Raw genomic sequence first — 11,639 nt, forward strand, 5'->3', positions numbered from 1 at the left:
AGAACGAGGCAAGAGGCCGTGACGAAAAGCAATTGTTGCGGGATTGCAGGGATCGTCGCGCAGTCAGCGCGTCAGACGACCAAGGCGCTCCCACGTCACCACGTGCAACACGATTCGAGCAGACATGCATCTCGACGACGAGTGCAGAGAATCGCTTGGGATATCGGCGCGGGCCGCTCCAGCAAGAAGAGATTCAGAGTTAACGCGCTCACGCGCCGCCTTGGCCAGGAGTCCACACCGGAATGCCAAGCCTGCGCGCCTTGTCGGCGAGGTTGCCCTGGATCCCCGAGCCGAGAGAAAAGGGATCTGATCGATTGGAGGCCGCGCGCATCAGTGGATGGCGGCATACATGATCTTCTCTTCGGTCGCTTCGATAGCCGAGAATTCTTCGACGACCTTGCCTTGCCTTGATACCAGGATCCGATCGGATAGCGCGATGATCTCCGGCAGATAAGAGGATATCACGACCACGGCTCTGCCTTCATCGGCGAGCCTGTTGATCAACTCGTGAATTTCGACGATGGCCCCGACGTCGACCCCGCGCGTCGGTTCGTCAAAGATGATCAGCTCCGGTTCCTGAATCAACGATTTCGCGATGACAACCTTCTGCTGATTGCCGCCGGAAAGCTCGACAACCTTGACTTCGTCGCCGATGGCGCGAACCTTGAGACGTTCGATCCAGGTCTTACCGACCCCATTTCTTTCACGACGTGACAACCAGGCTCGCCCTACCGGAAACTTGGCAAGCAGACCCAGATAGATGTTGCGCGCGATCGAGGCCGTCTCGAAAAAGCCCTCCACCTTGCGGTCTTCGGTGACATAGGCGATTCCGGCCTTCACGGCCGGCGCGGGCACGCGGTATCGCACCGACTTGTCGTTGAGCAGAATTTCTCCACCGTGAAAGAAATCACGCTTCAGAATACCCGAGACGATCTTAAAGGTCTCGGTTCGGCCCGAGCCGACCAGTCCGAACACGCCCGTGATCTGGCCCGCGAACACCGACAATGAGTTGTTCCTGACCATCGGCGCCATTTTGAGATTCTGTATTGTCAACACGCGCCTGCCGGCCGGGCGCACTTTGTCCTTCCGCACACCGTAGAGCGTATTCGAGAGATTTCGGCCGACCATGGCCTGAACGATGCGCGCTCGATCGAATCCCGAGGCGTCGTCGGTGACGACGTGCTTGCCGTCCCGCAGGACAGTAATGCGATCGGCCAGCAGCAAGGCTTCTTCGAGCGCGTGCGAGATGAAGACGATCGAAACACCGCGCCTCTTCAAATCCCGCACCAAATCGAAGAAATACTTCTTCTCCTCTGGCGTAAGCGTCGCCGTGGGTTCGTCAAAGATGATGACTTTCGCCTTGTGCAGCACGGCACGGGCGATTTCGACCATCTGCTTCTTGGCTGCGCCCAGGCCGCCGACGGTCGCCGTCGGCGCGACGTCAAAATTGAGAGATTGGAGGAACTGCTGAGCCGCGATGTAGATGCCACGCAGCCGATTATAAAATCTCTCCTGACCGAGAAACAGGTTTTGCGCCACGGTCATCGTCGGCACCAGACTGTTTTCCTGAAACACCATTGCGATGCCAAGATGCCGCGCCTCCAGCGGCGTTCTGGGAGACACCGCGACGCCATCGACCGTCATTGCACCTGACGTCAAGGCCACGACGCCGGCCATGACCTTGGTCAAGGTCGACTTGCCTGCGCCGTTTTCGCCGACCAGCGCGTGGATCTCGCCCCGCCGCAGCTCGAAATCGACGCCCTCGATCGCTGGCACGCCGGCATACAGCTTGGTTGCCTTCGACAGGGACAGGATGACCTCGCTCATGGAAGGACCTCCCGGCCAAGGGTTGCAAGAGGCAGCCTGAGCACCCTGCCCGGCCCCTTTGCGATCATGACGAGGTCGGCGCCGAATTCGACGGCAGCGACGATGCCGTGATTGACGCCATCAGCGCGGCTATGAAGCGAATAAACCGGCAGTCCGTCGGCACCGAGCCGGATGACGAGTCCGTACGACCGTGGGGGGGCCCACGGCTTCATGACACCCATGGTCTTGATGTGCGCTCCCTGCAGCGGTTCCTTGAAGGACTGGCCGGACCTGAGCCGTGGTGCCACCCAATAGTCAGGCTCGATCTCAGCAATCATGCGGCGCCGGTAGGCCGGTTCGCGCAGCACGAACTCGACCAATTGCGTGCGGGCGATAAACGCCGTCAGCCAGAAGCCGCCGCCATGCGCCGGTGCAAGCCGGGAGGGATAGACCGGCAGGTGACCGAGCACGACCGTGCGCGTGCCGCCGGGTGCGATCGAGACCAGACGGTGCCGCCAGCTTTCACTGACCAACACGTCGTTGCCGTTTGCGACGGCACCGAAGGCGTAGCGAAGCCCGCCCGCAAGCTGCTGCATCGCCTGCGTCCGCGGATCGAGCCTGAAGACACGGCCGGTATCACCGAGCTCCATCAGGTCGCGCGCCCAATCGCCAACCTCATACGAGGACGAACCATCGGTTGCGATCAGGGCGCCGTCGCCTGCAGGCGCAAGCGCGTTGACGGCGCGCAACTCACCGGTAAATGTCGAGACCGGCGTCTTGGCGGTGATGGCATCATAGATATGAACCTCAGTGCCGCCAATGGCAACGGCTAGACCGCCGGACGGAAGCATCGCCAACGCAGAGATCGGCCGCGCAAACCTGCGGATCTCCGCAGGCGACGACCCTGTCCAACGCAGGAGTCGCGCGCCGTCGGCGATGAGAAGGGAACGGCCGTCGGACGCAATATCCTCCGGTGCTTCACATTCGAGGAGCGTTTCGGCTGCCTCGAGCACCTGATTGGCCTTCAGCGCCCCGTCGAACGACGGAACGGTGATGGTCGCATCGCCACGGCCGAGCAAGCGGTTTGCGAATTCACGGATGGCGGCGATCACGAATGCCTCCTCCAGCGGGTATCGTAGTGTACGAAGTCCGGATCGGCGTTCTCCAGCTTGAAGCGCCCGATCCTGTTGTTGGCGATGCCGCCGAGATAGAGATAACCGCGGTGTTCCCGCATCGAGGTAATCATCGGGTGATTGACGCCCTTGAGGTCCCAGAGGGATTCCAGGATCTGGCCCTGCTCGTTGAACTTGACGACGCACCCGGTGTTGATGTTCGGAAATAGCCATTCGTCGATCGGCACCCGCTTGGCCATGCGCCGCCGGAAGCCCGGCATCTGCCACGCCAAGTCGAGCGAAGGGCTGCGCATGCCGACCAGCGCCAGCCAATAGTTGCCATCCGACGCCAGATTGATGTTGTCGGGATAGCCCGGCAAGTTATCCATGACGGTCTCGACCGCGCCTTTCTTCGGACCAGCGAACCAGTAGCGCTTGATCGAGCAGCCGAAGGTCTCCGCGAACAAGATCGACTGACCGTCGCTGGCAACAGCGACGCCGTTCGGAAACTTAAGTCCGCGCAGCACGGTGTGGGTCATTCCACTCTTCGTGTCGTAGCAGATGATGCGACCGTTGCCGCGGGCCTCCAGCCCGTCGACCGGCCACTCATCCATCTCGTAGCGAACGGTCGCCTCGGAGAAGAAGATCAGTCCGTCATCGGTGATGTCGAGATCGTCGGCGAGCCGCAGACGGCTGTCGTCATTCACCGAATACAGGCTGCGGTTGGTCTCGTCGGTGGCCTTCTCCACCGTTCCGTCGGGCGTGATGCGGTAGAGACCCATACCGCCGATGCAGACATACAGATTGTCCTGGCGGTCGAACGCCATTCCGAGTGGCTGGCCGCCGATATGGGCGAACACCTCCATCCGCTCGTAGTCCGGCGGAAAGAACCGGATGATGTCACCGTGACGGGAGCCGGCATAGAGCACGTCGTTGCGGTCGAGAATGACATCCTCCGGCGCCTCGATCCGTCCGAGCCCGATGAGAGACACATCGCGAAGCTTGTCGTTCTGCTCGAACGGCCCGCCTTCGCCGATCTCGGTCGGGGGGGGCGGCGGCAGCGCATGATAGGTCGGGGCGACGTAGACCTTGCTGATGATCCGGTTGCGGTTCTTCTGCCAGCGTATATCGACCATGGCGGCCGCCAGGAGGATCGTCGCGAGCGCCATGCGGTTGACGCCGCCACGCGCGTTCATTGCCGTCAAGCCGTTGGTCATCAGGAGGACGATGAGCACACCGACCAGCGACTTGACGACCGAACCCTTGCCACCGCCGAGCGTGATCCCGCCGAGGACGGTTGCAGTCAGGACGATCACCTCGAGGCCGACGCCGATGTCGCCACCCACGGTCCCGAGGCGGGCGGCAAAGAACAACGCACCGATGCTGGTCAGAACGCCGCTCGCGACGTAGCAGAGCGCGATGGTCCGCCGCACCGGAATGCCAGAATTGTAGGCCGAGCGGCGCGATCCGCCGATCGCCGTGATGTGCCAGCCGGGCCGCAGCCGCGTCAGAAAGACATGGCCGACGATGGCGACGATGATATAGAGCAGCGCGACGCTCGGGATTCCCAGAACATCCCCGCCGCCAATGAAATCCCACGAGGGGATATCTGGAAGCGATGACGCGATGGCATTCGAATAGCGTTGAATCAGCAGATCGAACGCCGAGCGATAGATGATCAGCGTGATCAGCGTGGCGATGAAGGCGCGAAGTCTCAGATATCCGATCAAGACCCCGTTCACGGCACCGAGCAGCCCGCCGACGACCATGGTCGCCAAGACCACTGCCGGAACGGGCCAATTGAGAACGTCTAGGAGATAGAGCGCGCAGAAATCCGTCAGGGCAAACATCGACCCGACCGACAGGTCGATGCCGCCGACGATGACCACAAGCCCCATTCCGAGACCGATGAAACCGATCTCTCCGGCCTGGCGCGCAGTGTCGGCGAGACTCGCGGGGGACAGAAAGTGCTCCAGGACCCGGCTCAATGCGAAGCCGACGATCAGGAGCAGAAGCACAGGAACGGCGGTTTCGGTCCACCTCTTGGACAAGATCTCGCCGAGGAGATGGTCGGGCCAGTAGCGATATCGCAGCCGAGTCAATGTCTCGCGCATCTGCCTTCCATGGGTACTGCCTATGCAATCGTCTTGATGCGCGTCCCGGCCGAGCCGGAACGCGCGCCGCGGAGCGTCGTCACTTCTTGAGATCGGAGAGGTTCCAGCACGACGTCTGGGAGTCAGCGTTCTCCTTGGTGATCGGAATGAGCGTGCTGTATTCGAAGCCCTTGACCGACCCCGCCTTCACCCCCGAGGACAGCAGCCACTTGATCGTTCCGGCCATCTGCGCCGCCTGCGTCGGCACGTCGTAGCTCATGTTCAGATCGAACGAGCCGTTCTTCACGAGCTCGCAGGCGCCCTTGCGCTCTCCACCGCCCGATGTTGCCAGGAAGACCTTGCCGGTGAGCCCGGCCTCCTTGATCGCAGCGGCAGTGCCGATATCCATGCCATCCCAGAAGCCCACGATGCCGCACAGGTCGGGATTCTGCTTCAGGACGGTCTGCGTAATGGCCTTGGCTTTCGCCGCATCCCAATCGGCCGCCTGGCTCGACACCACCTTGATTTCGGGATGCTTGGCGAGAACGTTCTCCACGCCCTTGAGCGTGTAGGCACTGGCGGCCGCGGACAGCGCCCCCTGAATGATCGCGATCTTGTTCGACTTGCCCTGGCAGGCCTTCACCACGCCTTCGGTCTGGCGTTCGCCGATCTCGATCCAGTTCGCGCCGACGAACGCGGAGCTGCGATAGGCTGATCCCATGTTGATCTGGATGACGTAGATCCCTTCGTTTTCGGCGCGCTGCAACAGCTTGGCATAGGTCTGGACGTCGGGATTGTGGATCACCATGACCGCCGGCTTCTCAGAGATTAGCGAGGTGACGGCCTGCGCCCCCGCGTTGGTGTTCCAGTTGGGATCACGAATCTCAAACTTGACGCCGTAGGGTTCGAGCTCCTTCTTCAGGCCCGCGTACCAGCCCTCCGTCAGATCGAAATTCATGGCGACCGGCACGTAGGCAACCGTCTTGCCCGCAAGCGCCTCGCGAAAGGTCTTCTGAAAGGGCTCGTCAAGCCCCTGTTGCGCAAGCGCCGGCGCCGCAGCCGCCGCGAGCGTCACCGCCACCAGACTTCCAAGTGCTAAGCTATGCGTGCGCATCGTCGTTTTCTCCCGTTTGATGTTTTCATTTTTGGTACTGAGCTAGATGTCGCCTTGCTGGGCCGTTTCTTCATTTCGCGGATTCAAGATCGTATCCGTAATCACCGCGATCAGCAGGACGACACCCTTGATCAGGTTCTGTCCGGCGTACGGAATATCCAGAATCGTCATGCCGTTCAGCATGGTCCCGATCAGCAGCGTGCCGATGATGACGTTCACGACGCCGCCGCGGCCGCCGGACAATCCGATGCCCCCGAGCACGACGACGAGGATCACGTCATAGATCATGGTCGAGTTGAAGATCCGGGTGGGCATCGAGTTGACGGATGCCGCCATCACGAGACCGGCAAAGCAGCCGATCACCGCGGCAAGCACATATTGCAGCACGGTAATCGGGCGCGAGGGAATGCCGGTCACCCGTGCGGCGAACGGGTTGTCACCAACCGCGTAGACAAAGGCCCCCCAACGGGTCTGACGCAGCAGAACGAACACAGCGATTGCGGCGATCGCAAACATCACGATCGACGTCGGAATGCCGAGGATGCTGCCCTGCCCGAGCCGCTCGAATCCCGCCATGCCGTCGCTCCATTGGACGACGTCGAGCTGGAACAGCGCCGCTTGCCCAAGTCCTGCAACAAACAGCCCGGTCGCGAGCGTTGCAAACAGCGGCGGCACCTCCGCATAGGCGATCAGCCAGCCATTGACGAGACCAATGGCGACGGCCAGGAGGCCGGCGGCGAGCAAGGAGGCCGGCAACGAGTGACCGTTCTGCACCATCTGCAGAACGAGCCCGCCGGGGACCGCGAGGGCAGCGATCAGCGACAGATCGATGCCGCGCCCGATGACGACAACGGCCATCGCCAGGCCGAGAATGCCGAGGACGGCGACGTTCTGCAGCAGGGTCAGCATGTTGTCGGCGGTCAGGAAGCCCTTGAGGAAGATCGAGAAGGCCAGGAACAGCGCCGCGAAGACGGCGAACACGATCTCCTGTTGACCAAGCCGAAAGTGCTTCATCGTTTGCTCTCACCAATTCCCAACTACGCCCGCCCGCGTGGCGGTGTCGCTTCAATACGATAGGTCTGCGGCAACGCCGACAGGCTCTCTGCAAGCCGGCCCAGCGCCACCTCGTCGATCGTTTCGACCGCAATGCAGACGACCGTGTTGAGCTTGTCGTCCTTGTTGACCTGGATGTCCGCCGCGGTTGCAGGACCGAATATCCGATCGACTTCCGTCCTGACCTTCTCCCGAACAGCGAGGTCGCGAAGCGTCGGCTTGAAGATCTTGCCCACGGCGGTGACTGGAAGCGCGTCAAGCACCACCACGCGCTTCGGGCGAGCGGGGGGCTCGTGGACATTCTGCTCGAGGTAGTCGCAGAGCCGCGCGAGCTCGATCGTCTGCTGAGGCGACGGCACAACGAAGAGAATCGGTACCTCGCCAGCGTAGGCGTCCGGCATGCCAACGGCGGAGCTCATTTGCACGCCAGGATATGCATTGGCGACATCTTCGATGGCGGCGGGATCGACGTTGTGGCCGCTGCGAACAATGAGGTCCTTCTCCCGACCTGTGAGAACCAGCCGCTCGTCTGCGGTGAGGTAGCCGATATCGCCGGTCACGATCCAATCATCGTCGGTCAGGACGCCAACATTGTGCGTGGGATCGACGTATCCGGGGAATACCTGCGGGCCCTTGGCCAGCACCAGCCCGCTCGTGAGCGGAGGACACTCCTTCCTCAGCTCCGGGTCGCCCAGTGCCACGATCTTCGTTCGCGAGAACGGCGCCCTGAATCCGACGCTGCCCTGAAGCGGCTCGCCGCGACCCGGGTTGAACGCGATCGCCGCCGCGGTCTCCGTCATCCCGTAAGTCTCGAATAACCTCACTCCCGTCCTGGCCTGGAAACGGTTACCGACCGCCTTCGGGAGCACCGCACCTCCTGTCAGCGCCATCCGGACCGAGCTGATATCGCAGGACCCGATCGGCACCTCCGCCAAAGCCGCAATGGAGGTCGGCACGCCGCTCACGATCGTCACGCGATGTCGTTCGACAGTGTACCAATAGTCGCGGATGACCTCCGGGACTCGCAGACCGTAGGGTGACGGAATGATCACGTGGCCGCCAGCGGCGAGAATCGACAGACCTGCAGTCATGGTGCCGCCGACATGAAACAGCGGAAACCCGTTCAGCGCGGTGTCCAACTCGTCGAACCCGTGAACCTGGGCGAAGCCCCATGCGGCGTGGATCTGGTTGCCATGTGTCAGGCGGACGAGCTTTGGACGTCCGGTCGTCCCTCCCGTATGGAAGAGCGCGCACACCGACCGCCGATCATTTGACGGTTCGAAATCGAGCGCATCTCGGTGCCTCGAAGCGGCTTCGTCAAAGGCGGCCATTCGGCCGTTCGCGTCGCGGCCCTCACCTAGAACGAGGATCTTCTGCAAGGATCCGACCCGTGCGGCGACCTTGTTCGCCTTGTGCCAGAGCGCCGGATCGTCGGCTTCCGACGGGATCACAAGCAACGCTGCATTCTGCGCTTCGAGGAGATCGACGATCGCGTCCTCGTTCAGCAGATAGTTGATCGAGCTCGCGACGCCGGCGACCTGGGCGCCGAGCAAGGCCGGAAAGACCTGCGGCAGGCTCGGGCAGAGGAATGCAACGGTTGGTCCATCCGGTCTGATACCGGACGCCCTGAACAAGTTCGCCGCGCGGGATATGTCGGCAAGCAATTGACGGTGAGTGAGGCTGATTTCGCGGGATTCACGAGGTGTCAGGACGGTCAGTGCCTGCCGGTCCGGATGCAATCGGGCGGTCGCCTCGAACAGGTGATACAGATTTCGCGCAGGTACGAGGGCGTCATATGGCAGCCGCTCCAGCGCCACGATGTCAGCAATGGAGCCGACAGGGCGCGTGAACCTCGTCGTCATCGGTGAAGGCAGGCCTCCCCCCATTGCTGCAGTCCCTGGCACGGCAAATCACGCATGCCCGCATCGGCATCCGCGACTGCTTCCTCCCGTTTTTGTTCTCTTAGCTTGCCGCCCCGAGTGACGCTTGCCTCGGAGCGCAAAGCTTTTGCATGGCCGCGCAAAGTTGGCTTGCGTAGAGCCGCTGGGCAACTAGAATTGCGGAACGGTCCTTGTGCGATGCAAAATGCAGCTTGGGCTGCTCGCGATGGATGACCGATGGAGCTCGTGTTCACAACGGAAAGCCTCGAGCCTTCCAAGCGTTACGCTGCCTGGCAAGGCGCCATTTGCGACGTCTATGTCCATGTCGACGTCGAGGCCGAGCAACGGTCCGACTATCAGGGCTTCATCCGGGAAGCACGATTTGGCGTGCTGACGATGACCGACGTATTGCTGTCGGAGCAGCGGATATCGCGACGGGAGCGGCACATCGCCAGGCTCGACAAGGATTGCTACTACGTCGAATTCGTTCAACAGGGCAAGATCAACGTCCTGCAGGCCGGCCAGACGCTGAATACGAATCCCCACGTAGGTGCAATCTTCTCCGCGGCCGAAGCCTACGATCTGGAGTGCGTAGGGAAGGTTAGATCCCTCTATCTCGAGATTCCGCGCAAGGAATTTTCGTCGCGGTTCACCGAGAACCGGATTCCGGTTGCGATGACTATTGCGACCGGACGCGGTCTTGGCCGGATCGCCGCCGAATTCTGTTCGACGTTGGCATCGGAAGCATCGTCGGTCGATGAAGCGGCGAGGTCGCGCCTCGGCGAAGAGCTGATGGATGTTTTGGCTCTCGCCCTGGACATGGGCGACAAGGACCAATTTTCCGAGGACGCCACGGCTCAGAAAGCCCGCCTGCGCTCCGTCAAAGCCTGGATCGAGAAGCATCTCACCGACCACGACCTTTCGCTCGAGAAGATCGCACGGAACAACGGGGTCTCGCTCAGACACCTGCACTATCTTTTTCGACTCACGGACATGTCGGTGTCGGAGTGGATTCTCGACCGGCGCCTGCAACGGTCCTACGATATGCTGACACGACTTGAGCAGCGCGTGTTGTCGGTGACTGAGGTCGCCTACCAGCTGGGATTCAGCAGCTCGTCACACTTCAGCACCGTGTTCCGGCGGAAATTCGGGCATAGCCCGTCCGAGCTACGCCGACGATAGGCCGATGCTCAGTGGCCGAGCGGCGCATGAGGCACTCCGCCGAGCTCCAACACGTCCGCGCCGCCCACGCGACCATCAAACCTCGATTCACTCGACAGCTTGACCTTCCAGCAATTGTGCCGCCAATCGCAAGGCACATCAAGGTCGGCACAGCGACGAGAGGCTGATCCATTTGCAGGTAGCGGACCGTCGCCAAACACGAGAGCTGTTCGGGGATATTCCGGTCGAGAGGTAGCGCTGCCGTTGCAGGCATCGTCGCGGCGGTCAGCGACCACCATGCACCCCTGCGCCACCAGGTCTGACGCATTCAAGCAGACAGACATGTCGACGCCGAGCGCAGGAGTCGCTTGGGATGTCGCCGCAGCGCTTGGACGAACGCAGTGGATCTGCACGGTTGACGGTGCTCACGCGCCGCCTTGCCCGAAGGTCCAGACGGGAATGCCGAGGCGGCGAGCCTTGTCAGCGAGATTGCCTTGGATCCCGGAGCCCGGGAAGACCATGGCGCCGATCGGCAGCGTCGCCAGCATGGCGTCATTGCGCTTGAAGGGGGCGGCCTTATTGTGTCTTGTCCAATCGGGCTTGAACGCGATCTGCGGCACCTTGCGGTTCGATGCCCATTTGCTGGCGATCAGCTCGGCCCCCTTCGGCGAGCCGCCATGCAGGAGGACCATGTCCGGATGCTTGGCGTGGACCTTGTCGAGACGATCCCAGATGAGTACGACGTCATTGAAGTCCGGTCCGCCGGTCAGTGCGATCTTGGGGCCTGGCGGCAGCATGACCTCCGTCTCAGCCCGATGCTTGGCAGCAAGGAAATCGCGGGAGTCGATCACGGCCGCCGTCAGCGTGCGATGGCTGACCTGCGATCCCGACCGCGGCCGCCACGGCGATCGCGTATGGAGCTCGAAGGCCTCGGCGGCCAGATCGCGGAACAGCTCCATGGCGTTGCGACGCTCGACCAGTGACAGTCCTTCCGACGTCAGGCGCTCGAGCTCGACCGAGCGCACCTCCGAGCCGTTCTGCTCGCGCTGACTCGAACGCTGCGCCTGCTCGTTGTCGTCAAGCTCGCGCTCGATGCGCATCGTGGCACGGTGGAACAGGTTGACCGTTGACCACAAGAGCTCCTTCAGCTCAGGCTCGAGGCGCGTCTCCGAGAGCGTCGCGACCAGGGCGTCGAAGATATCGGCGACCGCGCCGGCGATGACCCTGCCTTCAGGGAGCGGCCGAGGATCAGGCTCATCGTCGAAGGGGCGGTAGCCGTACAGCTGGAGTTCGGTCAGGGCGTTGTCGGTGCTCGACTGCGTATCGTGCGGCTCATGCATCTCGTCTTGCTGGTCGGACATGGGGACCTCGTCTATGTTCGGTGACCGCGTCGATCGCGGCCTTCCATGGCGATCACCAA

At 62.1% G+C, this 11,639-nt stretch carries 8 protein-coding genes; 1 reads left to right on the forward strand and 7 read right to left on the reverse strand.

Annotated features, from left to right (window positions below; genetic code table 11):
• Positions 1-330: 330 nt before the first annotated feature.
• The 6 genes from QW845_RS10220 to QW845_RS10245 all read right to left on the reverse strand — a co-directional run bounded on the left by QW845_RS10220 (position 331) and on the right by QW845_RS10245 (position 9,040).
• Entirely contained in the window at positions 331-1,827 is a 1,497-nt protein-coding gene (locus QW845_RS10220) for a sugar ABC transporter ATP-binding protein (protein WP_315801469.1), read from the reverse strand.
• Positions 1,824-2,918 (reverse strand): hypothetical protein, encoded by a 1,095-nt coding sequence (locus QW845_RS10225; protein WP_315801470.1) that lies wholly within the window; start codon positions 2,916-2,918, stop codon positions 1,824-1,826. The genes QW845_RS10220 and QW845_RS10225 overlap by 4 nt, the downstream gene beginning before the upstream one ends.
• Positions 2,915-5,032 carry an ABC transporter permease gene (locus QW845_RS10230; RefSeq protein WP_315801471.1) on the reverse strand — a complete coding sequence of 706 codons (2,118 nt, stop codon included), beginning with the start codon at positions 5,030-5,032 and terminating at the stop codon, positions 2,915-2,917. Before QW845_RS10230 ends, QW845_RS10225 begins: the two co-directional genes overlap by 4 nt.
• A gap of 79 nt (positions 5,033-5,111) precedes the next feature.
• A complete protein-coding gene (locus QW845_RS10235; protein ID WP_015663990.1) occupies positions 5,112-6,125 on the reverse strand; it encodes a sugar ABC transporter substrate-binding protein in 1,014 nt (337 codons plus the stop codon).
• 42 nt (positions 6,126-6,167) lie between these two features.
• On the reverse strand, positions 6,168-7,139 hold the full coding sequence (locus QW845_RS10240) for an ABC transporter permease (protein WP_315801472.1): 972 nt from the start codon (positions 7,137-7,139) through the stop codon (positions 6,168-6,170).
• Between the two features lie 23 nt (positions 7,140-7,162).
• Positions 7,163-9,040, reverse strand: coding sequence for an AMP-binding protein (locus tag QW845_RS10245; RefSeq protein ID WP_315801473.1), 1,878 nt, complete (start codon positions 9,038-9,040; stop codon positions 7,163-7,165).
• 255 nt (positions 9,041-9,295) lie between these two features.
• Here QW845_RS10245 and QW845_RS10250 point away from each other — a divergent pair, with 255 nt between their 5' ends.
• A complete protein-coding gene (locus tag QW845_RS10250; RefSeq protein WP_315801474.1) occupies positions 9,296-10,240 on the forward strand; it encodes an AraC family transcriptional regulator in 945 nt (314 codons plus the stop codon).
• A 404-nt stretch (positions 10,241-10,644) separates the two neighbouring features.
• Here QW845_RS10250 and QW845_RS10255 read toward each other — a convergent pair whose 3' ends face one another.
• Positions 10,645-11,580 carry a DUF2493 domain-containing protein gene (locus QW845_RS10255; RefSeq protein WP_315801475.1) on the reverse strand — a complete coding sequence of 312 codons (936 nt, stop codon included), beginning with the start codon at positions 11,578-11,580 and terminating at the stop codon, positions 10,645-10,647.
• Positions 11,581-11,639 lie beyond the last annotated feature (59 nt).

Origin of the sequence: Bradyrhizobium sp. SZCCHNS3002, from assembly GCF_032377435.1 — a bacterium.
Classification (GTDB): domain Bacteria; phylum Pseudomonadota; class Alphaproteobacteria; order Rhizobiales; family Xanthobacteraceae; genus Bradyrhizobium.